The 25,159-nt window shown below is 69.2% G+C and carries 21 protein-coding genes; 20 read left to right on the top strand and 1 reads right to left on the bottom strand.

Annotation, left to right across the window (positions count from 1 at the left end):
• Positions 1-2 precede the first annotated feature (2 nt).
• The 15 genes from rho to QRN23_RS11550 all read left to right on the top strand — a co-directional run bounded on the left by rho (position 3) and on the right by QRN23_RS11550 (position 14,593).
• Positions 3-2,360, top strand: a complete 2,358-nt coding sequence (gene rho / locus QRN23_RS11620) for a transcription termination factor Rho (protein WP_502874815.1) — start codon at positions 3-5, stop codon at positions 2,358-2,360.
• A gap of 2 nt (positions 2,361-2,362) precedes the next feature.
• Positions 2,363-3,445 carry a peptide chain release factor 1 gene (prfA, locus tag QRN23_RS11615; protein ID WP_159825242.1) on the top strand — a complete coding sequence of 361 codons (1,083 nt, stop codon included), beginning with the start codon at positions 2,363-2,365 and terminating at the stop codon, positions 3,443-3,445.
• A complete protein-coding gene (gene prmC / locus QRN23_RS11610; RefSeq protein WP_370516159.1) occupies positions 3,442-4,332 on the top strand; it encodes a peptide chain release factor N(5)-glutamine methyltransferase in 891 nt (296 codons plus the stop codon). The genes prfA and prmC overlap by 4 nt, the downstream gene beginning before the upstream one ends.
• 39 nt (positions 4,333-4,371) lie before the next feature.
• Positions 4,372-5,049 (top strand): L-threonylcarbamoyladenylate synthase, encoded by a 678-nt coding sequence (locus QRN23_RS11605; protein ID WP_123570238.1) that lies wholly within the window; start codon positions 4,372-4,374, stop codon positions 5,047-5,049.
• Positions 5,046-6,326 carry an MraY family glycosyltransferase gene (locus QRN23_RS11600; RefSeq protein WP_123570237.1) on the top strand — a complete coding sequence of 427 codons (1,281 nt, stop codon included), beginning with the start codon at positions 5,046-5,048 and terminating at the stop codon, positions 6,324-6,326. Before QRN23_RS11605 ends, QRN23_RS11600 begins: the two co-directional genes overlap by 4 nt.
• Entirely contained in the window at positions 6,323-6,748 is a 426-nt protein-coding gene (locus QRN23_RS11595; RefSeq protein WP_056045901.1) for a Cg1360 family ATP-synthase-associated protein, read from the top strand. Before QRN23_RS11600 ends, QRN23_RS11595 begins: the two co-directional genes overlap by 4 nt.
• 182 nt (positions 6,749-6,930) lie before the next feature.
• Positions 6,931-7,737, top strand: coding sequence for a F0F1 ATP synthase subunit A (gene atpB, locus QRN23_RS11590; protein WP_043594504.1), 807 nt, complete (start codon positions 6,931-6,933; stop codon positions 7,735-7,737).
• A 54-nt stretch (positions 7,738-7,791) separates the two neighbouring features.
• Positions 7,792-8,025: an ATP synthase F0 subunit C gene (gene atpE, locus QRN23_RS11585; protein ID WP_043594505.1), complete on the top strand. Its 234-nt coding sequence runs from the start codon at positions 7,792-7,794 to the stop codon at positions 8,023-8,025.
• Between the two features lie 20 nt (positions 8,026-8,045).
• Positions 8,046-8,606, top strand: coding sequence for a F0F1 ATP synthase subunit B (locus QRN23_RS11580; protein ID WP_056045898.1), 561 nt, complete (start codon positions 8,046-8,048; stop codon positions 8,604-8,606).
• Positions 8,607-8,608: 2 nt separating this feature from the next.
• Positions 8,609-9,403, top strand: coding sequence for a F0F1 ATP synthase subunit delta (locus tag QRN23_RS11575; protein WP_056045895.1), 795 nt, complete (start codon positions 8,609-8,611; stop codon positions 9,401-9,403).
• Between the two features lie 59 nt (positions 9,404-9,462).
• Positions 9,463-11,100 (top strand): F0F1 ATP synthase subunit alpha, encoded by a 1,638-nt coding sequence (atpA, locus tag QRN23_RS11570; RefSeq protein WP_056045891.1) that lies wholly within the window; start codon positions 9,463-9,465, stop codon positions 11,098-11,100.
• A gap of 44 nt (positions 11,101-11,144) precedes the next feature.
• A complete protein-coding gene (locus QRN23_RS11565) occupies positions 11,145-12,044 on the top strand; it encodes a F0F1 ATP synthase subunit gamma (protein ID WP_056045889.1) in 900 nt (299 codons plus the stop codon).
• Positions 12,045-12,085: 41 nt separating this feature from the next.
• The gene (gene atpD, locus QRN23_RS11560) at positions 12,086-13,546 is read left to right on the top strand and encodes a F0F1 ATP synthase subunit beta (RefSeq protein ID WP_043594513.1); all 1,461 of its coding nucleotides are present in this window, start codon (positions 12,086-12,088) and stop codon (positions 13,544-13,546) included.
• A 2-nt stretch (positions 13,547-13,548) separates the two neighbouring features.
• The gene (locus QRN23_RS11555; protein WP_043594515.1) at positions 13,549-13,809 is read left to right on the top strand and encodes a F0F1 ATP synthase subunit epsilon; all 261 of its coding nucleotides are present in this window, start codon (positions 13,549-13,551) and stop codon (positions 13,807-13,809) included.
• Positions 13,810-13,837: 28 nt separating this feature from the next.
• The gene (locus QRN23_RS11550; RefSeq protein ID WP_285063607.1) at positions 13,838-14,593 is read left to right on the top strand and encodes a YaaA family protein; all 756 of its coding nucleotides are present in this window, start codon (positions 13,838-13,840) and stop codon (positions 14,591-14,593) included.
• A 33-nt stretch (positions 14,594-14,626) separates the two neighbouring features.
• Here the strand turns inward: QRN23_RS11550 and QRN23_RS11545 are convergent, their stop codons facing one another.
• Positions 14,627-15,187 carry a methylated-DNA--[protein]-cysteine S-methyltransferase gene (locus QRN23_RS11545; RefSeq protein ID WP_285063605.1) on the bottom strand — a complete coding sequence of 187 codons (561 nt, stop codon included), beginning with the start codon at positions 15,185-15,187 and terminating at the stop codon, positions 14,627-14,629.
• Between the two features lie 211 nt (positions 15,188-15,398).
• Here QRN23_RS11545 and QRN23_RS15475 point away from each other — a divergent pair, with 211 nt between their 5' ends.
• The 5 genes from QRN23_RS15475 (at position 15,399) to QRN23_RS11525 (ending at position 25,154) form a co-directional block, all read left to right on the top strand.
• Positions 15,399-15,953, top strand: coding sequence for an FHA domain-containing protein (locus tag QRN23_RS15475; protein ID WP_350224702.1), 555 nt, complete (start codon positions 15,399-15,401; stop codon positions 15,951-15,953).
• On the top strand, positions 15,950-16,747 hold the full coding sequence (locus QRN23_RS11540) for a PP2C family protein-serine/threonine phosphatase (protein WP_123570230.1): 798 nt from the start codon (positions 15,950-15,952) through the stop codon (positions 16,745-16,747). The genes QRN23_RS15475 and QRN23_RS11540 overlap by 4 nt, the downstream gene beginning before the upstream one ends.
• Before the next feature lie 232 nt (positions 16,748-16,979).
• The gene (locus QRN23_RS11535; RefSeq protein WP_267658642.1) at positions 16,980-18,344 is read left to right on the top strand and encodes a serine/threonine-protein kinase; all 1,365 of its coding nucleotides are present in this window, start codon (positions 16,980-16,982) and stop codon (positions 18,342-18,344) included.
• Positions 18,344-24,148 carry an Ig-like domain-containing protein gene (locus tag QRN23_RS11530; protein ID WP_285063603.1) on the top strand — a complete coding sequence of 1,935 codons (5,805 nt, stop codon included), beginning with the start codon at positions 18,344-18,346 and terminating at the stop codon, positions 24,146-24,148. Before QRN23_RS11535 ends, QRN23_RS11530 begins: the two co-directional genes overlap by 1 nt.
• Positions 24,149-24,182: 34 nt before the next feature.
• Complete coding sequence (locus QRN23_RS11525) at positions 24,183-25,154, top strand: AAA family ATPase (protein ID WP_200412587.1); 972 nt, start codon at positions 24,183-24,185, stop codon at positions 25,152-25,154.
• Positions 25,155-25,159 lie beyond the last annotated feature (5 nt).

The raw sequence follows: 25,159 nt of genomic DNA, 5'->3' as shown, positions 1-25,159 counted from the left end.
TCGTGACTGACGTCCAGAACGGCGCCGCTGCGCCGTCCACGCCCGAACTCACCGCCATGCGCCTGCCCCAGCTGCAGGCCCTCGCCTCGTCGCTGGGCATCAGCGGCATCTCCAAGCTGCGCAAGGGCGACCTCGTGGCCGCCATCGCGGCGAAGCAGGGTGAGGGGGCGGCCAGCGAGGTCGCGCCCCAGCCGACGCTCGACGGAGTCGTCGACGCCGGTGTCCAGGCCTCCGTCGAGACCGCCGTCGCCGAGGGTGCCGAGGCCCCCGTCGCCGAGACGGGCACCGAGCCGACCGAGCCGACCGAGGCACCGACCCGTGCCCGCCGGGGCTCGCGCCGGGCCACGTCGGCCGCCGGGGCTCCCGAGTCCCGGGCCGCCGGCGCCCACGTCAACGCCGGCGAGACCGGTGTCACTCCTCTCGTCGAGGTGCCCGCCACCGAGGCCGTGGCCGTCGAGGCCGCCGGGGCCGCCGACGCCGAGCAGGGTTCGACCGAGCAGGCTCCGACCGAGAAGGCCGCCTCCGAGCGCCCGTCGCGTCGTCGCGGCTCGCGCCGCGCCTCCGACGCGTCCGTCGCCGCCGACGCGGCGCAGCCCGGTGCGTCGGTCGAGTCCCCGGCCGCCGACGGCTCGGCTTCCCTCGAGACCTCCCCGTCCGCGCCCTCCGACGAGGCCGGTTCCGAAGCGCAGGGCCAGTCCGACCAGGGCCAGTCCGACCAGGGCCAGTCCGACCAGCAGGGCCAGTCCGACCAGCAGGGCGGCGACCAGCAGAACGGTGGCCAGCAGGGTGGGGGCCGCCGGAGCCGCAACCGCAACCGCGGCAAGGGCGGTCAGCAGCAGACCCAGGCCGACCAGAACGGTGGCCAGCAGAACGGTGGCCAGCAGAACGGCAACCAGCAGAACGGTGGCCAGAAGGCCGACGCTCCGCAGAACGGCGGCCAGAAGGCCGATGCCCCCCAGAACGGCCAGCAGCAGCGCGGCGACCAGCAGCGCGCGGACCAGAGGGCCGAGCAGCAGGCCCAGCGCGAAGCCGGCGAGAAGAACGACGCCGCCCGCGGCGAGCAGTCCGGCAACGGCCCCCAGTCCGGCGGTCAGAACGACGAGGGCGGCCGACAGGGCCGTGGTCGTCAGAGGGACCGCAAGCGCGGTCGTGGGGCTCAGAACGACGACGTCGAGCCCGAGATCGGCGAGGACGACGTCCTCATCCCCGTCGCGGGCATCCTCGACGTGCTCGAGAACTACGCCTTCGTGCGCACCACGGGCTACCTGCCCGGCGCCAGCGACGTCTACGTCTCGCTCGGTCAGGTCAAGAAGTACCACCTGCGCAAGGGCGACGCGGTCGTCGGCGCCATCCGTCAGCCCCGCGAGGGCGACCAGGGCCAGGGGCGCCAGAAGTACAACGCGATCGTCAGGATCGACTCGATCAACGGTCAGCCCGTCGACGAGGCCGCCAAGCGCGTCGAGTTCAGCAAGCTGACCCCGCTCTACCCGCAGGAGCGCCTCCGTCTCGAGACCGAGCCCCAGAAGCTCTCGACCCGGATCATCGACCTCGTGTCGCCGATCGGCAAGGGGCAGCGTGGTCTGATCGTCTCGCCGCCGAAGGCGGGCAAGACGCTCGTGCTGCAGTCGATCGCCAACGCCATCGCGATCAACAACCCCGAGGTCCACCTCATGGTCGTGCTCGTCGACGAGCGCCCCGAAGAGGTCACCGACATGCAGCGGACGGTCAAGGGCGAGGTCATCGCCTCGACGTTCGACCGTCCGGCGGAGGACCACACCACCGTCGCCGAGCTGGCCATCGAGCGCGCCAAGCGCCTCGTCGAGCTGGGCCACGACGTCGTCGTGCTGCTCGACTCGATCACGCGTCTCGGCCGTGCGTACAACCTGGCCGCACCCGCGTCGGGCCGCATCCTCTCGGGTGGCGTCGACTCGTCGGCCCTGTACCCGCCCAAGCGCTTCTTCGGTGCCGCGCGCAACATCGAGAACGGTGGCTCGCTCACCATCCTCGCGACCGCGCTCGTCGAGACCGGTTCGAAGATGGACGAGGTCATCTTCGAGGAGTTCAAGGGCACCGGCAACATGGAGCTCCGCCTGTCGCGCCACCTGGCCGACAAGCGCATCTTCCCCGCGGTCGACGTCAACGCCTCGGGCACGCGACGTGAAGAGATGCTGCTCAGCCCCGACGAGGTCAAGATCACCTGGCGTCTGCGCCGCGCCCTGGCCGGGCTCGACCAGCAGCAGGCCCTCGAGATCGTCCTGCGCAACCTGCGCGAGACGCAGTCGAACGTCGAGTTCCTCGTCCAGGTCCAGAAGTCGGTCCCCGCGTCGAACGGACACGACTCCGGCCACAAGGAGCACTGAGCGTGTTCGAGTCGGTGGCCGTGCTGCTGGCCGAGCACGACGATCTGCAGACGCAGCTCAGCGATCCGGCGGTCCACGCCGACGCCGCACGCGCCAAGAAGATCAACCGCCGCTACGCCGAGCTCAGCCGCATCGTGGCTGCCCACTCGGCGTGGCAGCAGGCGGCTGAAGACCTCGAGGCCGCGCGCGAACTCGCGAAGGAGGACGAGGCGTTCGCCGACGAGGTGCCCGCCCTCGAGCAGGCGCTCGACGAGTCCCAGGAGCGCTTGCGGCGCCTCCTGATCCCGCGCGACCCGGACGACGGGCGCGACGTCATCATGGAGATCAAGGGCGGCGAGGGCGGGGCCGAGAGCGCCTTGTTCGCGGCCGACCTGCTGCGCATGTACCTGCACTACGCCGAGTCGAAGGGCTGGAAGTCCGAGATGATCGCGAGCGACGACTCCGACCTCGGTGGCTACAAGAACGTGCAGGTCGCGCTCAAGTCGAACGCGTCCGACCCCTCGCAGGGCGTCTGGGCGCACCTCAAGTACGAGGGTGGCGTCCACCGCGTGCAGCGGGTGCCGGCGACCGAGTCGCAGGGCCGCATCCACACCTCGACCACGGGCGTGCTCGTGTTCCCCGAGGTCGACGAGCCCGAAGAGGTCGACATCAACCAGAACGACCTCAAGATCGACGTCTACCGGTCGAGCGGCCCCGGCGGCCAGTCGGTCAACACGACCGACTCCGCCGTCCGCATCACCCACCTGCCCACGGGCATCGTGGTCGCGATGCAGAACGAGAAGAGCCAGCTGCAGAACCGCGAGGCGGGCATGCGCGTCCTGCGGGCCCGCATCCTGGCCCGTCAGCAAGAAGAGCAGGCGGCCATCGCGTCGGACGCCCGCAAGAGCCAGATCCGGGGCATGGACCGGTCGGAACGCATCCGCACCTACAACTTCCCCGAGAACCGCATCGCCGACCACCGCACCGGCTACAAGGCGTACAACCTCGACGCCGTCATGGACGGTGCGCTCGACGCGGTCGTCGAGTCGTGCATCCAGGCCGACGAAGAGGCACGTCTCGCCGAGATCGGTGACACCGCGTCGTGACCGATGCGATCGCCACGGCCTTCGACGGCGTGACGACGGTCGACGTGGCCCTCCGGGTCGCGTCGACCGTCCTCGTCGACGCCGGGGTACCGTCGCCCGACGTCGACGCCGAACTCCTGCTCGGCCACGTCACGGGCCTGACCAGGGGAGCCGTGCGGGCGAGGGCCGTCACGGCCGCGTCGTTGACACCGGACGAGCAGGAGGCGCTGGTCGCCGCGATCACGCGCCGCGCCTCCCGCGAGCCCCTGCAGCACATCACGGGGCGGGCGTCGTTCCGCCACCTCGAGTTGCGCGTGGGGCCGGGTGTCTTCGTCCCGCGACCCGAGACCGAAGGCGTCGCCCAGTTGGCGATCGACGCCCTGCGCTCCAGGGCGGACGCGTCACCCGTCGCCGTCGACCTCGGGACCGGGAGCGGCGCCCTGGCCCTGGCGATGGCCTCCGAGGTGCCGACGGCCACGGTCGTCGCCGTCGAGCTGTCTCCCGAGGCGGCCGTCTGGACCCGTCGCAACATCGACGCGGTGGGGGTCGACAACGTGCGCCTCGTCGAGGGCGACCTCGCCGACGCCCTGCCCGAACTCGACGGCACGGTCTCGGTCGTGGTGTCGAACCCGCCGTACGTGCCCGTCGGCATGGTCCCGCGCGACCCCGAGGTGAGACTCCACGATCCTGCGCTCGCCCTCTACGGCGGTGAGGACGGCCTCGACCTGGTCCGCGCACTGTCCCTCACGGCCCGGCGGCTGCTGCGCCCGGGCGGAGCGCTCGTCATCGAGCACGGCGAGCTCCAAGGAGGCGCCATCCGCGACCTCCTGACGGCCGACGGTTGGCGCTCCCCGGCCACGCATCCCGACCTCACCGGCCGCGACCGGGCCACGACGGCGGTGCGCTGACCGGGTTCTCCCGGTCCGTCGCACTATCATCGTCAGGTCATGGCCACTTTTCACGACTGCTCCGTCGACTCCGAACTCCTCGCCGGCATGCGCATGGCGCGCGGTGCCGTCGGTCGAGGCGAGCTCGTCGTCCTGCCGACCGACACGGTGTACGGCGTCGCGGCCGACGCGTTCGACCCGACCGCCGTCCAGCGCCTGCTCGACGCCAAGGGTCGTGGTCGCCAGTCCCCGCCTCCGGTGCTGATCAAGGGTCAAGAGACCCTCGCCGCTCTCACCGACCGGGTGCCCGAGGTCGTCCGTCCGTTGCTCGACGAGTTCTGGCCCGGCCCGCTCACGGTCATCTTCCGTGCCCAGGCGTCGCTCAGCTGGGATCTCGGCGAGACGCGCGGCACCGTCGCCCTGCGCGTGCCGAGCCACCGCATCGCCCTCGAGCTGCTCGAAGAGACCGGCCCGCTCGCGGTGTCGAGCGCCAACCTCACGGGCCAGCCCGCGGCCGAGACGGCAGGCGACGCCCGCCGCATGCTCGGCGACTCCGTGTCGGTGTACCTCGACGACGGCCCCGCGGGTGCCACGTACGAACACCGGGCCGGCGCCAACACGGGGTCGACGATCGTCGACGCGACGGGCGGTGCCGACGGGGTGTTGCGCATCGTGCGCCACGGCGTCCTGTCCGACGCCGAGATCATCCGCGTCGTCGGGGTCGACGCCCTCGCGTGAGGTACTACCTCCTCGCGCTGGCGATCTCGGCGGGGGTCAGCTTCGTGTTGTCCGTCGTCGTCTGGCGGGTGGGCCTCAAGTACCGCCTCTATCCCCAGATCCGCGAGCGGGACGTCCACCAGACGCCCACGCCGCGTCTCGGGGGAATCGCGATGTGGGCCGGCATCGTGGTCGCGCTGCTCGCGGCCTGGTTCGTCTTCCCCTTGATCTCGGGTGTCGACTACTTCCGTCTCGTCTTCGCCGACGCGGGGCCGCCTCTGGCCATCATCGGCGCCGCCACGATCATCGTCGTCATCGGAGTCGTCGACGACCTGTACGACCTCGACTGGATGACCAAGCTGGCAGGCCAGATCGTCGCCGCGGGAGTCCTCGCGTGGCAGGGCGTCCAGCTCGTCTCGTTGCCCATCGGGGGCAGCCTGGCCATCGGCTCGCCGTACATGTCGCTCGTCCTCACGGTCCTCACGATCGTCCTCGTCATGAACGCCGTGAACTTCATCGACGGACTCGACGGCCTCGTGGCCGGGGTCGCGATCATCGCGAACGGCGTCTTCTTCGTCTACAGCTTCGTGATCTCGATCACCATCGGCCAGACCGAGTACTTCAACCTCGCCGCCCTCCTCTCCGCCGTGTTGATCGGGGCCTGCCTCGGCTTCCTCCCGCTGAACTGGCACCCGGCGAAGCTCTTCATGGGCGACGCGGGTGCGCTCCTCACCGGACTCGTCATGGCGACGAGTGCGATCTCGGTCACCGGGCAGATCGACCCGGCCGGGATCTCCCGGACGGCACTCCTGCCGGCGTTCATCCCGATCGTCCTGCCCTTCGCGATCCTCGTCGTGCCGTTGCTCGACTTCGGCCTGGCCGTCCTCCGCCGACTCAGTGCCGGGAAGTCCCCCTTCACCGCCGACCGCAAGCACCTGCACCACCGCCTGCTCGACATGGGACACTCGCACTTCCAGGCCGTCCTGATCTTCTACGCCTGGACGATCGTGGCGGCCGTCGGGGGCCTGATGTTCCTCTTCGTGAAGCCGACCTACCTGGTCGCCGTCTTCCTCGGCGTCGGCCTGGTCGCCTGCACCGCCGCCACGTTGTCTCCGCTCAGCCGTCGCAAGAAGGTCGAGATCGCCGTCCAGACGACCCGCACGGGTGACCTGTCGACGACGGAGTCCGACCGGTTCGACCCACTCGACGCCGCCGCGGACGTCCTCGACCCGCACGACACCGACACCGCGGCCAAGGCCGAGGTGCCCGAACTGACGAACCCGAAGGACCACCCATGAACGCCAGCTCGATCTTCACCCAGATCCTCAAGTACACGGGTGCACTCGCCCTCGTCATCGCCGTGGTCGGAGGAGGGCTCGGCTACCTCTTCGCCGGCACCGACGGGCTGTGGAGCGCCCTCGTGGGGGTGGGGCTCGCGATCCTCTTCGCGGCGATCACGGCCGCGAGCATGCTCGTGGCGATCCGCTTCACCCTCGGTGCGTTCTTCGGCATCGTGATGGGTGCCTGGCTCCTCAAGCTGGTCATCTTCATCGTGTTGCTCGTCGTGCTGCGCGACCAACCGTTCGTGGACGACGTCGTGCTGTTCCTGGCCCTCGTGGTCTCGATCATCGGCACGCTGGCGGTCGACGCCCTCGTGGTCGTCCGGGGGCGCCTGTCGTACGTGAGCGACGCCACGCTTCCCCCTGCTCCGCAGGACTGACGACCATGCGTGCACACGGTGAAAATACCTCGACCGATTCGTGGAAGCAACCATTACCTTGATAGGGTTGACGACGTTCCCCGGCCGCGTCTCCAGCGTGCACGGATGACAAACCCCACCAATCGTCGCGACACTTCAGGGTGCTCGCCCCGACACAGGAGATAGCGCTGATAGCGAACGCTGTGAACCTGCTCTCCGCTGCCGAAGCCGGCCACGGGGACGGGGGATTCCATGCCCCGACTCTTGACGAGTTCTTCCCTCCCGCCATCTTCTTCGAGGGCACCCCCTTCGAGCTGAACCGCATCATGCTGGTCCGCCTCTTCGCGATCGCCGTCATGTTGCTGCTGTTCTGGCTGGCCCTGCGCAAGGGGCGGCTCATCCCGTCCCGCGGGCAGAGCATCGCCGAGCTGGGCCTCGACTTCGTCCGCATCCAGATCGTCGAAGAGATCCTCGGCGAGAAGCTCGGACGCAAATACCTGCCGTTGCTGGCCGCCATGTTCTTCGGCATCTTCGCCATGAACATCACGGGCATCATCCCCGGCCTCAACATCGCAGGCACGTCGGTCATCGCCATGCCCCTGCTGCTGGCGGTCGTGGCCTACATCATGTTCATCTACGCGGGCTTCCGCGAGGCCGGTGGCGCGACGTTCCTGCGCAACGCCCTCTTCCCGCCCGGTGTGCCGTGGGTCATGTACATCCTGCTGACGCCCATCGAGTTCATCAACATCTTCATCGTGCGGCCGATCTCCCTGGCCCTCCGACTCCTGTTGAACATGATGGTCGGCCACCTCTTGCTGGTGCTCTGCTTCGCGGCGACGCACTTCTTCTTCTTCAGCATGAGCGGGGGCTTCATGGCCTTCGGTGCTCTCACCCTCATCGGTGGCTTCGTGATGACCATCGTCGAGATGGCCGTCGCCGTGCTGCAGGCCTACGTCTTCACGCTCCTCGCCTCGGTCTACATCCAACAGGCCGCGGCGAAAGAACACTAAATACAGACGACGCACGTCATCCGACGTGCATCGCCCAACCGGAAGGAAACACAAGTGGACACCACCACGATCCTCGCTGAGATCAACGGCAACATCGCGACCGTCGGCTACGGCCTCGCTGCGATCGGCCCCGGCATCGGTATCGGCATCGTCGCGGGCAAGACCGTCGAGGCCATGGCCCGCCAGCCCGAGCTGGCCGGCCGCCTGCAGGTCACGATGTTCCTCGGCATCGCGTTCACCGAGCTGCTGGGCTTCATCGGCCTCGCCGCCGGCTTCATCTTCTCCTGATCAGTTAGGACGACACACCGATGATCGAGACGATCCTCGCGGCCGAGGGTGGTGCGCCCGAAGGCGCCGCCATCTTCTTCCCCGCTGGTTACGACATCCTCTGGTCCTTGGTCGTCTTCGTGGTCATCGCCGCGTTCTTCGGGCTCTTCGCGATCCCCAAGTTCCGCAGGATCCTCGACGAGCGTGCCGAGCGCATCGAAGGCGGCATCAAGCACGCCGAGGCCGCACAGGCCGAGGCTGCCAAGGCCCTCGACGAATACAAGAAGCAGCTGGCCGACGCTCGTGCCGAGGCCGCTCGCATCCGTGAGGCTGCGCGCGCCGAGGGCAACGAGATCATCGCCGAGCTCAAGCAGCAGGCGCAGGCCGAGGCCGACCGCATCACCGCCTCCGCCCACGCGCAGATCGAGGCCGAGCGCCAGGCCGCCGTGGCCTCGCTCCGGTCCGAAGTCGGATCGTTGGCCATCGACCTCGCCTCCGGCGTCATCGGTGAGTCGCTGAGCGACGACGCGAAGGCGTCGGCCGTGGTCGACCGCTTCCTGGCCGACCTCGAGGCGGACGAGAACGCTAAGGCGGGCAACTGACGATGGGTTCCATGTCCCGAGAAGCACTCGGTTCGGCGCGGTCGGTCTTGTCCGACCTCGGCGGGTCGGTCGACCTGACGACCGGCGAGCAGTTGCTCGACGCCGGTCGGGTCATCGGCGGCTCCGTTCAGCTGCAGTCGTACCTCGCCGACCCCGCTGTCGACGTGGCGACGAAGAAGCAGCTGCTCGACCGGCTCTTCGGGTCGTTCTCCGAGTCGACGCGAGCGGTGCTCGTATCGGTCGTCGGCAGCCGCTGGTCGTCGTCCGACGATCTGCTCGCCGGCATCGAAGAGGTCGCCTTCCGAGCGATCGCGACGACCACGCCTGCCGACAGCAGCATCGAGAACGAGCTCTTCGCCTTCGATGCCGCCGTCCGCACGGATTCGCAGCTCGAATTGGCCCTCGGCTCCAAGCTGGGCGATCCCGCCGCCAAGGCGGACCTCGTCGAGCGCCTGCTCGGAGGGAAGGCCAGTCGTCAGACGGTCGCCATCGTGATGCACCTGGTGCAGCAGCCCCGTGGCCGTCGGATCGGTGAGCTCCTCCGTCACGCAGCCGACATCGTCGCCGACCAGTCCGATCAGCTCGTCGCCACCGTCACGAGCGCCGTCCACCTCGACGACGCCCACGTCACTCGGTTGCAGCACGGTTTGGCCAGGCAGTTCGGGCGTAGCCTGCGCATCAACCAGGTCATCGACCCCGCCGTCGTCGGCGGCCTCCGCGTCCAGGTGGGCGACGAGGTCATCGACGGCACCGTTGCGACGAAGCTCAGCCTGCTCCGCCTGCAGCTCGCCGGCTAGTCACGCTCTCACACACAGACTCGAGGCCTCCCGAAGCCTCGCTACGAATAGGAATCACAATGGCAGACATCAAGATCAGCCCGGATGAGATTCGCGACGCGCTGAAGGACTTCGTCTCGTCGTACGACCCTTCGAAGGCCTCCACCACCGAGGTCGGCCACGTCACGGACGCAGCCGACGGCATCGCCCACGTCCAGGGGCTCCCCGGCGTCATGGCCAACGAGCTCATCCGCTTCGCGGACGGCACGCAGGGTCTCGCTCAGAACCTCGACGAAGACGAGATCGGCGCCATCGTCCTCGGCGAGTTCTCCGGCATCGAAGAGGGCATGGAGGTCACCCGCACGGGTGAGGTCCTCTCCGTCCCCGTCGGCGACGGCTACCTGGGTCGCGTCGTCGACCCGCTGGGCGCACCCATCGACGGTCTCGGCGACATCGCCACCGAGGGGCGTCGTGCCCTCGAACTCCAGGCCCCCGGTGTCATGCAGCGCAAGTCGGTCCACGAGCCCATGCAGACCGGCATCAAGGCGATCGACGCCATGATCCCCGTCGGTCGTGGGCAGCGCCAGCTCATCATCGGCGACCGCCAGACCGGCAAGACGGCCATCGCGATCGACACGATCATCAACCAGAAGGCCAACTGGGAGTCCGGCGACGAGAACAAGCAGGTCCGCTGCATCTACGTCGCCATCGGCCAGAAGGGCTCCACGATCGCCTCGGTCAAGGGTGCCCTCGAAGAGGCCGGAGCCATGGAGTACACGACGATCGTCGCCGCTCCCGCCTCGGACCCCGCCGGCTTCAAGTACCTCGCTCCGTACACCGGGTCTGCCATCGGTCAGCACTGGATGTACAGCGGCAAGCACGTCCTCATCATCTTCGACGACCTGTCGAAGCAGGCCGAGGCCTACCGTGCCGTCTCGCTCCTCCTTCGTCGTCCGCCGGGACGCGAGGCATACCCGGGTGACGTCTTCTACCTGCACTCGCGTCTGCTCGAGCGTTGCGCGAAGCTGTCCGACGAGCTGGGCGCCGGCTCGATGACGGGTCTGCCCATCATCGAGACCAAGGCCAACGACGTCTCGGCTTACATCCCGACCAACGTGATCTCCATCACCGACGGCCAGATCTTCCTGCAGTCCGACCTCTTCAACGCGAACCAGCGTCCCGCGGTCGACGTCGGCATCTCGGTGTCGCGCGTCGGCGGTGACGCCCAGGTCAAGTCGATCAAGAAGGTCTCCGGCACGCTCAAGCTCGAACTGGCCCAGTACCGCTCGCTCGAAGCGTTCGCGATGTTCGCGTCCGACCTCGACGCGGCGAGCCGTCGTCAGCTCGCACGTGGTGCACGTCTCACCGAGCTCCTCAAGCAGCCGCAGTACTCGCCCTACCCGGTCGAGGACCAGGTCGTCTCGATCTGGGCCGGCACCAACGGCAAGCTCGACGAGGTCCCCGTGCCCGACATCCTGCGTTTCGAGCGCGAGTTGCTCGACTACATGGGCCGGAACACGTCGGTGTTGTCCGATCTCAGGGAGAAGAACGTGCTGTCGGACGACATCGTCGCGGCTCTCGAGAGCGGCATCGACTCGTTCAAGCAAGAATTCCAGACCGGTGAGGGCAAGCCTCTCGCTTCGGTGGGACGTGAAGAGTTCGAGGCCACCGACGCCGACGACGTCAACCAGGAGAAGATCGTCAAGACGAAGCGCTGACGCGCCCGTTCGACGTTCACGACTGACGAGACAACAGGAGAGTAATGGGAGCCCAACTCCGGGTCTACCGGCAGAGGATCCGCTCTGCGCAGACGACCAAGAAGGTCACTCGCGCGATGGAGCTCATCTCGGCCTCGCGCATCCAGAAGGCGCAGGCCCGGATGAAAGCCTCCGGGCCGTACTCGCGAGCCATCACCCGCGCGGTGTCGGCCGTGGCGACGTTCTCGGACGTCGACCACGTGCTGACCACCGAGCCCGAGACGGTCGAGCGTGCCGCGATCGTCGTGTTCACGTCGGACCGCGGCCTCAACGGTGCATTCAGCTCGAACACGCTGAAAGAGAGCGAGCAGCTCGCGCAGCTGCTGCGGAGCCAGGGCAAAGAGGTCGTCTACTACCTCGTGGGTCGCAAGGCCCAGGGGTACTTCGCCTTCCGTCGTCGTGACGCCGAGCAGGTGTGGACGGGCAACACGGACCAGCCCGAGTTCGTCACGGCGAAAGAGATCGGCGACGCCGTCGTCTCCAAGTTCCTCACCGAGGCGGCCGAGGGCGGCGTGGACGAGATCCACATCGTCTACAACCGTTTCGTGAACATGGTCAGCCAGGTTCCCGAGGTCGTCCGTCTGCTTCCCCTCGAGGTCGTCGAGGGCATCGAAGAGCCCGGAGAGGACGAGGTCCTGCCGCTGTACGACTTCGAACCCGATCCGACCGAGGTCCTCGATGCCCTGTTGCCGGTCTACATCGAGAGCCGCATCTTCAACGCCATGCTGCAGTCGGCCGCCTCCGAGCACGCCGCCCGTCAGAAGGCCATGAAGGCTGCCAGCGACAACGCCGACACCCTCATCCGCGACTTCACCCGTCTGGCCAACAACGCGCGTCAGGCCGAGATCACGCAGCAGATCTCCGAGATCGTGGGCGGCGCAGACGCCCTCGGGTCGGCCAAGTAGAGCTCTGCACCACAGCATCATCATCCGAAGAGAGAGAAGCCATGACTGACACCGCAACCGCACCGGTCGCGACCGAGTCGGCTCCCGGCGTCGGGCGCATCGCCCGGGTCACGGGCCCCGTCGTCGACATCGAGTTCCCGCACGATGCCATCCCCGGCGTCTACAACGCGCTGACCACGAAGATCACCATCGGTGACACGACCACGCAGATCACGCTCGAGGTCGCCCAGCACCTCGGTGACGACCTCGTCCGTGCCATCGCCCTCAAGCCCACCGACGGCATCGTCCGTGGGCAGGAGGTCATCGACACCGGCGCGCCCATCTCGGTGCCCGTCGGCGACGTCACCAAGGGCAAGGTCTTCAGCGTCACGGGCGAGATCCTCAACCTCGAGGGTGACGAGACGGTCGAGATCACCGAGCGCTGGCCCATCCACCGCAAGCCCCCGAAGTTCGACCAGCTCGAGTCCAAGACCCAGCTGTTCGAGACGGGCATCAAGTCCATCGACCTCCTCACGCCTTACGTGCAGGGCGGCAAGATCGGTCTCTTCGGTGGTGCGGGTGTCGGCAAGACCGTCCTCATCCAGGAGATGATCCAGCGTGTCGCGCAGGACCACGGTGGTGTGTCGGTCTTCGCCGGCGTCGGTGAGCGTACCCGCGAGGGCAACGACCTCATCGCCGAGATGGACGAAGCGGGCGTGTTCGACAAGACCGCGTTGGTCTTCGGCCAGATGGACGAGCCGCCGGGAACCCGTCTCCGCGTCGCGCTGTCGGCCCTCACGATGGCCGAGTACTTCCGCGACGTGCAGAAGCAGGACGTGCTCCTCTTCATCGACAACATCTTCCGCTTCACGCAGGCCGGTTCCGAGGTCTCGACCCTTCTGGGTCGCATGCCCTCGGCCGTGGGTTACCAGCCCAACCTGGCCGACGAGATGGGTGTCCTCCAAGAGCGCATCACCTCGACGCGCGGTCACTCGATCACCTCGCTGCAGGCGATCTACGTGCCTGCCGACGACTACACCGACCCGGCTCCCGCGACGACGTTCGCGCACCTCGACGCGACCACCGAGTTGTCGCGTGAGATCGCGTCCCAGGGTCTCTACCCCGCGATCGACCCGCTTACGTCGACCAGCCGCATCCTCGACCCGCGTTACCTGGGCCAGGCGCACTACGACACGGCGATCCGGGTCAAGGCCATCCTGCAGAAGAACAAGGAGCTGCAAGAGATCATCGCCATCCTCGGTGTCGACGAGCTCTCCGAAGAGGACAAGATCACGGTGTCGCGTGCGCGCCGCATCCAGCAGTTCCTCTCGCAGAACACCTACATGGCCAAGAAGTTCACTGGTGTCGAGGGCTCGACCGTCCCGCTGAAGGACACCATCGAGTCCTTCACCGCGATCGCCGACGGCGAATTCGACCACGTGGCCACGCAGGCATTCTTCAACGTCGGCTCCATCTCGGACGTCGAAGAGAAGTGGGCTCAGATCCAGAAGGAGAACGGCTGATCGTGGCTGCTCTCACTGTCAGCGTCGTCTCGGCCGACCACGAAGTGTGGTCGGGCGAGGCGTCGTCGATCGTCGCTCGCACCGCCGAGGGTGAGATCGGGATCCTTCCCGGTCACGAGCCGATCCTCGCCATCCTGGCCTCGGGTCAGGTCAGGGTCCGGTTGTCCGACGGCACCACCGTCGAGGCGACTGCCGACGACGGTTTCCTGTCCGTCGAGAACGACACCGTGACGGTCGTCGCGCGCAACGCACAGCTCAACTGAGCTCCGCCCGTCTGCACCACCGAACGACATGCTGTTCCTGCTGCCCCCGTCCGAGACCAAACTCGACGGGGGCAGCGTCGGTTCGCGGCTCGATGTGACGGCACTGTCGTTCGACGAGCTCGACGGCCCTCGCCGCGCCTCCTTGGCCTTGCTCGACGAGATGTCGGCCGACGTCGCGGCGGCCGCCGCCGCACTCAAACTCGGTCCCACGCAGGCTCACGAGGTCGAGCGCAACCGGCTCGTGACCGTGTCGCCCACGATGCCCGCTCTGTCGCGCTATACGGGGGTCCTCTTCGACCCTCTCGGTGTGGCAGGCATGAGTGCCGACGCGTGGACGTGGGCTCACCGGCACGTACTCGTGCATTCGGCCTTGTTCGGCTTGCTCCGGGCTGGTGACGAGATCCCCGCCTACCGGCTCTCACACGACTCGAGGGTTCCCCGGACGTCGTTGAAGAAACTCTGGCGAGGGCCGGTGTCCGCGGTCCTGGCAAGCGTCGGCGAACTCGTCGTCGACCTGCGATCCGAGGGATACGTCGGTCTGGGGCCGGCGGGGACGAGGTCGACGTACGTCCGGGTCGTCTCGGATGCGGGCGACCGACGCCGAGCCCTCAACCACTTCAACAAGAAGAGCAAGGGGTTGTTCGTTCGCGCCCTCCTGGCCGATCGTCCGGACCTGGCCGACATCGGCGACCTGACGGAGTGGGCCCGCGGTCGAGGTTTCGTGCTCGAACCCGGAGACGAGAGCGTGCTCGTGGCCGAGTCGGTCCTGCAGGCGTCCGTCTGATCGCCGGGCGGGCGGCGACGCTTCGGCTCTGTCTCAGTCCAGGGGCACGGGACCCTCTCGGAACGCGATGCCCTCGTGGCGGAGGAGCCACTTCTTCGTCTCGACTCCTGTGCCCACGGTGTAGCCGGTGACGCCGCCCGTCCGGCCCAGGACGCGGTGGCACGGGACGAGCAGGGGGAGCGGATTCGCCGCCACCGCTCCACCGACGGCTCGCCCGGCCCGAGGATTGCCGAAGGTCCCGCCGAGTCGTCCATAGGTCGTGGCCCGTCCCCACTCGACCTCGAGCAGCGCGGACCAGACCGAGCGCTGGAAGCTCGAACCGACCAGGCGGAGCGGAAGATCGAAGCGGGTACGCACCCCTTCGAAGTAGCCGTCGACCTGACGTCGGGCGGCGTCGAGCAGGTTGTCGGGCCGCTCGGGTTGACCGTCGTGAGGCAGGACGCCCTCACGCTCGATCGCGAGGCCCTCGACGGCGAAGTGGCGACCGACGATCTCGATGCGTCCCACGGGGGAGTCGAGTCGGACGAGCCCCGGCGGTTCGTCGTCGTCGGCACGGCCGGGTGGCAGCGGGGGTACGAGGACGAGGTCGGTCATGGCGTCACGCTAGGGCGGCCGCCCGGTCGGGACGCCGGAGAACGGGCCGGGTGTGCACCGGCGGCTGCCGCACCCGGCGTGGGGAGGAGACGTGCGGTGGTGCAGCCTGGGCGCCGGTGTGGACGCGGCACCCGAACGGACCGGTCACCGGGCGCTACCGTGGAGGTCGTGGTCGCCGACCCGCGTCAGAGCCCCCGGTGAGAGGAACGAGATGCCCACCGAACAGTCACCAGGATCGTGGCACCGAGTCGGCTCGATCGACGACACGGTCGTCGGTCGCCCTGCCCGCCCCTCGGGCGTCGACGAGACGGACGCGGACGACACGGTCCTCCGGGTCTCCCCGCCGGCACGGCCGCCGACGAGCGGGGAGCCGAACCCGTCGGGCCGACCCACCCCGCGCCTCCACGGGGTGAGGGTCGCCGGGCAGGACCTGTCGCTCGACGTGCCCGTCATCGTGGGGCGTCGCCCGACCGGGCCGCGCGTGGGCTCTGGACCCCTGCCACGGTTGGTGACCGTGCCGTCTCCGCGACACGAGGTCTCGGGGGCGCACGTCGACGTGCGCCAGCACGGGGGCACCGTCGTCGTCACCGACCTGCGTTCGACGAACGGGACCCGGGTGATCGAGCCCGGACGCCTTCCCGTCGTTCTCCGGCAAGGCGAGTCGCTCGTCGCCCGTGCAGGCACGATAGTGGACGTAGGTGACGGGAACCTTCTCGAGATCCTGCCTCCCCAGCGCATCATCCCGACGAAAGAACCCCTCCTGTGACAGAGCTCGGCCGCCCCACGACCGCCCACGCCCTCGGCCTCGACGGCCCGGGGCTCACCTTCGACTGGGCGGGGGTGACCGACGTGGGTCGTCGCCGAGCGCACAACGAGGACAGCTACCTCGCAGAGGCGCCGCTGTTCGTCGTGGCCGACGGCATGGGAGGGCACAGCGCGGGCGACGTGGCGAGCGACGCGGTCGTGCGCCGCATGAGCGAGATCGCGTCACGCCCGTTCGCCACCACGGACGACGTCGAGACGGCCCTCCGCGTGGCCACGGAGGACATCGCGGTGGCGGCGGCCGACACCGAGCTCGGGGTCGGCACGACGGCCACCGGGGCGTTCCTCTCACGAGAGGGAGAAGGCGCCGAGGTCGACTTCACGGTCTTCAACGTGGGCGACTCCCGCGTGTACATGTTCGAAGACGGCCGTCTCCGCCAGGTGACCGTCGACCATTCCGTCGTCCAGGAGATGGTCGACGCGGGGCTCCTGCACGCGGACGACGCCGAGAAGCACCCCGACAGCAACGTGATCACCCGGGCGGTCGGGTTCGACGTCGACCCGCGTCCGGATTACTGGAGGGTGCCCGCCCGACCCGGCCTGCGCCTCCTCGTCTGCTCGGACGGCCTGACCAAAGAACTGTCCGCCGGGCGGATCGCCGAGCTCCTCGGCGGCGTCGACGGTGCCGAGCCGGCGGCGACGGCCCTCGTCGAGGCCGCCGTCGAGGCGGGTGGACGCGACAACGTCACGGCCGTCGTCGTGGACGTCCGGAGCGCCGAGACGACGGACGCCGAGTAGGCGCGACACGCGGACACGGACGGCCCCGCCCCCGAAATGGGGGGACCGGGTCCGTCCACAGGGGGGCCCACGGGCCTCTCGGGCGTCGGGGACCCCCACGTAGAATGGCTGCGGTCGGACCGACGCCGACCTGTTCCGCCCAGCCGACCCGGCATCGATCCCCAGAGGAGGCGACGTGGCTCGACGACTGCCTTCGGCGCCCCCCGTCCTGCCGGGATTCTCGCATGTGCGCGTGCTCGGGTCGGGCGGCTTCGCCGACGTGTTCCTCTACGAACAGAACATGCCGCGCCGGCAGGTCGCGGTGAAGGTCATGCTCAGCGAGGTCGTGAACGACCAGGTCCGCCAGATGTTCCAGGCCGAGGCGAACCTCATGGCCCAGCTGAGTGCCCACCCGTCGATCCTCACGGTGTTCCAGGCCAGCGTCTCGGCCGACGGCCGTCCGTACCTGGTGATGGAACTCTGCTCGTCGTCGTTGAGCGAGCGGTACCGGCGCGACCGCATCCCCGTCGCCGACGTGCTGCGCATCGGCGTCAAGATCGGCAGCGCGGTCGAGACGGCCCACCGGCAGGGCGTCCTCCACCGCGACCTGAAACCCTCGAACATCCTCATGACGGCCTACGGCCACCCCGTGCTGTCGGACTTCGGCATCGCCGCGTCCCTCAGCGAGAGCGAGCCGCAAGAGGTCGTCGGCATGTCCATCCCGTGGTCGGCCCCCGAGGTGCTGCTCGACGAGACCAACGGCACCATCGAGTCCGAGGTGTGGTCCCTCGGTGCGACGGTGTACTCGCTGCTCGCCGGCCGGAGCCCCTTCGAGGTCCTCGGCGGCGACAAGAACGGTGCGTCCGACCTGATCGGTCGAATCGACAAGGCCAAGCTCGTGCCCACCGGACGGACGGACGTCCCTCCCACCCTCGAGCGACTGCTCGCGAGGTCCATGTCGCGGCGCCCCGAGAACCGCCAGGCCAGCGTCCTCGAGTTCGTGCGCGAGCTCCAGCAGGTCGAGAGCGAGATCGGCGTCGCGCAGACCCCCATCGAGGTGGCGGTCGACGACTGGGCCCTGGCGACCGTGGCCGACCTCGAGGACAAGACGCGCCTCCGGGGTGTGACCCCCGTGCAGGCCTCGCGGCGTCGCCGCCGGCGCCGGGCGACCGAGGCCCAGGTCCAGGCGCAGCACGGCGGTTCGCTCCAGCAGAGCCGCGCCGTGCCTCGCAGCACGGGTACACGTCCGACGCGGCGTCGGTCGTTGCTCGTCGTGACGTGGGCCCTCGTCGCGGCGTCGGTGGTGGGGATCGGCCTCGCGGCCGCCGCGACGCTGGTGCTCGTCCGCTCGACGTCGACCGACATCCCCCGGGTGGCCGACGTCGCGTCGTCGAGCGACGGCTCCTCGGTGGTCTTCACCTGGAGCGACCCGGGGCTCCGAGCGGGTGACACCTACGTCATCTCGACCGGGGGGCAGACGAGCCAGCAATCCGCCGACCGGTTCGTCGCCACCCCCGCCGACCCGGGTGACGAGGTCTGCATCACCGTCTCCGTGAGCCGCGGTGGTTCGACCGGCCCGGAGAGCAACGAGAACTGCGCGACGGCGGGTCAGGGCTGATGGGGCGGCTGCTCGACTGGGCCTCCCGTCGTCGATCCGCCGTCGTCACCGGGGTCGGAGTGGTCGTGGTGGCCACGCTCGTGACGACCGTCGCCGTGGCCAGCGGTGGCTACGAGGCCCAGCGCGTCGACCTCTCCGACGGAACGGTCTGGGTCGCCAACGGAGAACGCGCCGCGATCGGTCGGGCGAACACCGACGTCCTGCAGCTCAACTCCGCCGTGCGCGGCACCGGTGCCGACCTCTCGGTCGTCCAGCGCGAGCAGGACGTCCTGCTCGTGGATCGCAGCAACGCCACGGTCGGTGTCGTCGACACCGCCACGGCCGAGGTGGCCGAGAGCGTCCCGCTCCCGCCCGAATCGCCCGACGTGTCGATCGCCGGGGACCGTGTGCTCGTCGTGTCACAGGGCACGGGGGAGGTCTGGAGCCAACCGCTCTCGGACCTGGCGTCCTTCAGCAACGAGGTCGACCCCGATCTCAGCCTCGGCAAGGGACTGGTCACCGACGTCACGCCCGACGGCCGTGTGGTCGCCTACTCGTCCGACACCGGCAGGGTGTCGATCTTCGACGGAACGGTGTCCCCCGACGTCGCCGAGACGCACGACGTGCCCGCCTCGTCGTCCTCCGGGTACCAGGTGGCCTCGGTCGGCGGTCACTGGGCCGTGCTCGATGCCGTCACGGGGGAACTGGTCGTCGACGGACGGCAGGTCGACCTGTCCGACCGGGCCTCGGGCGGGCTCGCCCTGCAGACGGGGTCCGACACGGGCGACGAGGTCCTGGTCGCGACGTCCACCGGCCTCTTGTCCGTGTCGATCGACTCCTCACGGGTCGCCGAGGTCGTCGGCGGACGCGAGGGCAAGCCCGCGCGACCCGTCGTCGTCGGCGACTGCCGCTTCGGCGCCTGGGCGGGCGGGTCGGCGTGGAGCGACTGTGCGTCGGCCCGCGGGGGAGTCCTCGACCTCGAACAGGTCACCGGAGGGGCGAGCCTGGTCTTCGACGTCAACGCGCGCCGGGTCGTGCTCAACGATCCGGCGTCGGGTCGGTCCTGGGCGGTCCAGCGTTCCGGCGAGCTCATCGACAACTGGTCGGACCTCTTCCAAGAGGACCGCGACCAAGAAGAGCAACAGGAGAACGACGACCGGCAACCGCCCGAGTTGGATCTCGACCAGAAACCACCGGTCGCCGTGGACGACGCGTTCGGCGCACGACCCGGTCGAGCGAGCACCCTGCCCGTGCTGCTCAACGACTACGACCCGAACGGCGACCCGCTCGTGATCGACGACGTGTCCGCACTCGACGACGCCGTCGGCCGGGTCGACCTCGTCAACGACCGACAACAGGTGCTCCTCACCCTCACCGACTCGGCTTCCGGCACGTTCTCGTTCGACTACACCATCTCCGACGGACGTGGCGGTCAGGCCAGCGCGACGGTCGCCCTCACCGTGCGCCAACCGTCGGAGAACTCGCCGCCGCAGCAGGCGCGCAGGACGTCGGCGTCGGTGTCGTCCTCGGGCCGGGTCACCACCTCGGTGCTCGGCGACTGGATCGACCCCGACGGTGATGCCTTCTACCTGACCTCGGCAGGAGGGGCGGCGGGGCTCTCGTACAAGCCCTCGGGGGACGTCGTCTACCAGGACGCCGGTGCGGGCGACACGACCGTCGACGTCCCGCTGACGGTCTCGGACGGCCGTGACGAGGGGCGAGGATCGCTCGCGATCACGGTGATGGGGGCAGGGCAGGTGCCCCTCGAAGCCCTGCCCTTCTCGCAGCAGGCCTATGCGGGCCAGCAGCTGACCGTGCGGCCGCTGACCTACGCTCGAGGCGGCACGGGCACCGTCAAGCTGAACAGCGTCCCGGCGAAGGCCGACGTCACCGTCACGCCGAACTACGAACAGGGCACGTTCCGGTTCCTCAGCGACGTGCCCGGGACCCACCTGCTCGAGTACACCGTGACGGACGGCGACCAGACGGCGACCGGCACGGTCAGGGTGGACGTCCAGTCCCCTCCGGACGCGGGCACACCCCCCGTCACGACGCCCAAGACGATCTTCGTCGAGACGTTGGGCACGCAGACGCTCGACGTCGTCACGACCGATCGTGACCCGGCCAACAACGTCCTCATGCTCACGGCGACCGATGCCGTGCCCGCCGCATCCGGGGTCAGGGTCGAGACGCTCGATCAGCGCTACGCCCGCATCACGCTCGCGGCCCCGCTCGACGACGGGCCGGTCACCTTCGGCTACACCGTCAGCAACGGCCTCGCCTCCGCGACCGGCACCGTGACGGTGGTCGAGATCCCGCGCCGGGCGATCACCCAGCCGCCGATCGCGACCGACGACCAGGTGACCGTCCGGGTGGGGGACTCCATCGACATCGACGTCCTCGCCAACGACGAGCAGCCCGACGGCGACGAGTTGACGCTGGTGCCGCGACTCGAGAGGGACGTCCCGGCCGGCAGCGGGTTGCTCTTCGCGTCGGGTAACCGTCTCCGGTACCTGGCCCCCACCACCCCGGGCAACGTCACGGCGACCTACACCGTCGAGGGCCCCGACGGGCAGCGGGCCTCGGCCCAGGTCGCCATCGCGGTCCGCGAGGTCGACGCGGGCAGCAACGCCGCCCCCGCGCCCCAGTCGGTGACGGCGCGCGTCGTCGCAGGCGAGACCGTGCGCATCGGCGTTCCGCTCGACGGCATCGATCCCGACGGCGACTCGGTCCAGCTGCTCGGGGTGGGCACGAGCCCCGAGAAGGGCAGCGTGTCGACCGTCGGCACCGACTACGTCGAGTACCAGGCGAACGCCAGCTCGGCGGGCACCGACAGCTTCACCTACGCGGTCGTGGACGGCTTGGGTGCCCGGGCCACCGGCACGGTCCGCGTGGGGATCTCGACCCGCGCCGACGGATCGCGCAACCCGATCGCCGTCGCAGACGCCGTGACGATGCGACCCGGGGGGTCCATCACGGTCCGGGTGCTCGACAACGACTCCGACCCCGACGGGGGCGCTTTGTCGGTCGACGCCGTCGAGCCGAACGGCGAGGGTGTCGTCGCCAAGGTCGTGTCGGGGACGATGGTGTCGGTGACGCCCCCCGAGACCCCCGGGACGTACGGCCTCGTCTACACGGTGTCGAACGAGCGCGGCGGGCAGAGCTCGACCTTCGTCACCGTGACCGTCGATCCCGACGCACCACTGAACTACCCGCTCGCCGACGACACGGTCCTCGGACTCAGCGACATCGCCGGTCGGCAGACCGTGACGGTCAACCCCCTGACCAACGTGTTCTTCTCGGACGGCAGCACCTCGCAGCTCGACCTCGGACTGGCCCCGGGATTCGGCTCGACGGCCGAGGTGACGCCGAACTCGCGCGTGACCGTCCGCATCACCGATTCGAGCCAGATCGTCCCGTTCTCGGTCTCGAGGAAGGACGACCCGGGCGTCCGCTCCTACGCGTTCATCGTCGTGCCCGGTTTCGACGACGCCCTGCCGCAGGTCGACCGGACGGTCCGTCCGATCACGGTCGAGAGCGAGAAGGCCGTCACGATCGACCTCGACCGTTACGTGATCTCCGCCGGTACCAACGGAGTCAGACTGACCGACCCCGCGACGGTCCGGGCGACGAACTCGAACGGCGACGACCTCGTGGTCGACGACACGACCCTCCGGTTCACGTCCGCCGACCTGTTCTCGGGTACGGCCTCGATCTCGTTCCAGGTGACCGACGGTCGCTCGGCCGACGACCCGGACGGTCGGACGGCGTCGCTCGTGCTGCCCATCACGGTGACGTCGCGAGAGAACCAGCCACCCGTCTTCAACGGCACCTCGATCGACCTCGAACCGGGCCAGTCCCGCACGCTCGACCTCGCTCGGCTCACCACGTACCCCTATCCGGACGACGTCGACGAGCTCCGGTACTCGGTCGAACAGGGCGGCGTCGCGGGCTTCGGCTTCGACCTGTCCGGGTCGAAGCTCACCGTCTCGGCCGAGGCCGGCACCGCGAAGGGGACGAGCAGGTCGCTCCCCGTCGCCGTCAGCGATGCCCTCAACCCGGGTCGGAGCGGTGCCGTCACCGTGTCGGTCGTGGGATCGACCCGCCCGCTCGCTCAACCGGCCGCCGATCGTGCCGTCGTCAAGCGCGGGGCCTCGACCTCGGTCGACGTGTTGCAGAACGACCAGGCGACCAATCCCTTCCCCGGGCAGGCGCTGCGGGTGGTGGCGATCCGTGGGCTGAACGGGTCGAGCGTGCCGGCAGGCGTCTCGATCACGCCGAGCGGTGACAACCGGAGTCTCGCCGTCTCGGTCGCGGCTTCCGCGGCCCCCGGCGACACGAACCTCCAGTACCAGGTCGCCGACGTCACGGACGACCCCGACCGATACGTCTGGGGCACCGTCACCATCAGCGTGCAGGACGTCCCGAACGCCCCCAATGCCCCGGTCCGAACGGGCACCTTCACGGGGGGACAGCTCACCCTGAGCTACACGGCTCCCGCGGCCAACAACTCGCCGCTGACCGGTTACCGTCTGTCCGGGGCGGGTTCGGCCGGGGGCTCGTACTCCAAGGCCTGCGGGCTGGCGACGGTCTGCACCCTGACCGACCTGCCCGCGGGCCAGCGGTTCTCCTTCACGGTCGTCGCCACCAACGGCGTCGGGGACTCCGCTGCATCGGCGCCGAGTCCCGCTTACAGTGCCGACTACGTGCCCGCCGCACCCACGGGCCTGAGCGCGACTGCGGTGCCGTCGGGCCAGGGCGACACCCGGATCACGTGGACGGACTCGCCGGATCCCCGGCCGGGCTCCGCGATCCAGTCGTACGTCGTCGAATGGTCCGGGCCCACGACGGGATCCCAGACCGTTCGCCGTGGGGTGCAGCAGAGCGTCATCCCCGGCCTCGTCCCGAACCAGAACTACACGGTGAACGTCTTCGCGAAGAACGACGCCGACGTCGACAGCGAGGCGGCGTGGGCCCGGGCGTCCCTGACGCGGGTGGTACCCGTCGGGAGCCCCGGGGTACCCCAGGTCACGGCCACCCCCGTGAGCGGCGGCGTGCAGATCACCTGGACGCCGTCGACCGCGAACGGCGGATCGGCTCCCACGTACCGGGTGGTCCGCGTCGCCGGCTCGGACGGGCCGGTGTCCTGCGACACCCCGGGTGACCCCGTTCCCCTCGCCGGCGGGGGAGCGACGGACTCGTCCGCAGAGGACGGCGTCACCTACCTCTACGTCGTGAAGGCGGACAACGGCACCTTCTGTTCCGCGGGTTCGGGTCGCACCACGGCACTCAAGGCCCCCGGTGCTGCTCGCGCGACCGTGGCGTCGATCGAGAACGGTGGGGGACGCTTCGACGTCAGGGTCTCCGCGACCGACGTGGTGTCGGGTACGGCAGCCCGATTCGAGTGGTCGCAGAACGGGCAGACGGGTTGGCAGCCCCTGGCCGCCGACGGCTTCGTCTCCACCGGGGGATACGGCACCGAACTCCAGGTCTACGTCCGAGGCTGTCGAGACGCTTCCGAGACGTTCTGTGGCGCCGCGTCCGATCGTCAGGCCGCGACGCCCGTGACGGTGCGGCCCGTCATCGTCTCGTGCGTCCCCGGCGAACCCCTCGTGGTCAACCCGCCGTCGAACGGTAACCTCGACTTCTCGGCGACGGTCGAGTTCAACGTGTCGCCCCTCATCCTGGACAACTGGCAGTCCGGAGACAGGAACGGCGCGTACACGACGACGTCCCGGGTCGATCCCTCGGCGACGGAGGTCCGCATCCGCGGGACGGTCGACGGCAAGACCGACAGCGGCTACGCACGGGTCACCTGCGGCTGAAGCCCATGAACGACACATCGAGGAACGAAGACACATGAGCATGACCCCCGAGCAGGCGACCTGGTTCTCCGACATCTTCGGGCGACTGGTGGCCAACGTCGACCAGGTGCTGCTGGGCAAGACCTTCGTCGTGCGACTGTCGTTCACGGCTCTGCTGAGCGAGGGGCATCTGCTGCTCGAGGACTTCCCGGGCACGGGCAAGACCTCGCTCGCCCGCGCGATCGCCCAGAGCGTCCAGGGCTCGAGCAACCGTGTGCAGTTCACCCCCGACCTCCTGCCCGGCGACATCACCGGCGTCAGCATCTACGACCAGAAGGCCGGTGGGTTCGAGTTCCACCGCGGGCCGATCTTCTCCAACATCGTCCTCGCCGACGAGATCAACCGCGCCAGCCCCAAGACGCAGTCCGCCCTCCTCGAGGTGATGGAAGAGAGCCGCGTGACCGTGGACGGCGTCAGCCACGCCGTGGGTTCGCCGTTCATGGTGATCGCCACCCAGAACCCGGTCGAGCAGGCCGGCACCTACCGTCTTCCCGAGGCCCAGCTCGACCGGTTCATCATGAAGACCTCGATCGGCTACCCCGATCACGCGGCGACCGTCCGCATCCTCGAGGGCTCCGCCACGAGGGTCCACGAGGGCAGCCTCAACCCGATCGTCCAGGCCGGGGTCATCACCGAGATGGCGCAACTCGCCCGCACCGTGCACGTCGAGCCCACCATCAGTGACTACGTCGCCCGGCTCGTCGACGGGACGCGAACGGCCCAGGAGGTCCGTCTCGGTGTGAGCGTCCGCGGTGCGCTGGCCCTCGTCCGTTCGGCCAAGACCTACGCGGCGTCCCTCGGTCGTCACTACGTGATCCCGGACGACGTCAAGTCGCTCGCCGAGCCCGTGCTCGCCCACCGTCTCGTGCTCGACCCCGAAGCGGAGTTCGACGGGGTCACGCCGTCCAGCGTCGTGAGCCAGCTGCTCATCGAGACGGCGCCACCCGCCGAGCGGGTAGCCGTGTGAGCGAG

It is taken from the genome of Frigoribacterium sp. ME-P-080 (assembly GCF_030209595.1).
Classification (GTDB): domain Bacteria; phylum Actinomycetota; class Actinomycetes; order Actinomycetales; family Microbacteriaceae; genus Frigoribacterium.
The sequence above is the reverse complement of the archived record's forward strand: the minus strand, read 5'-3'. Positions and strand labels throughout refer to the sequence as shown.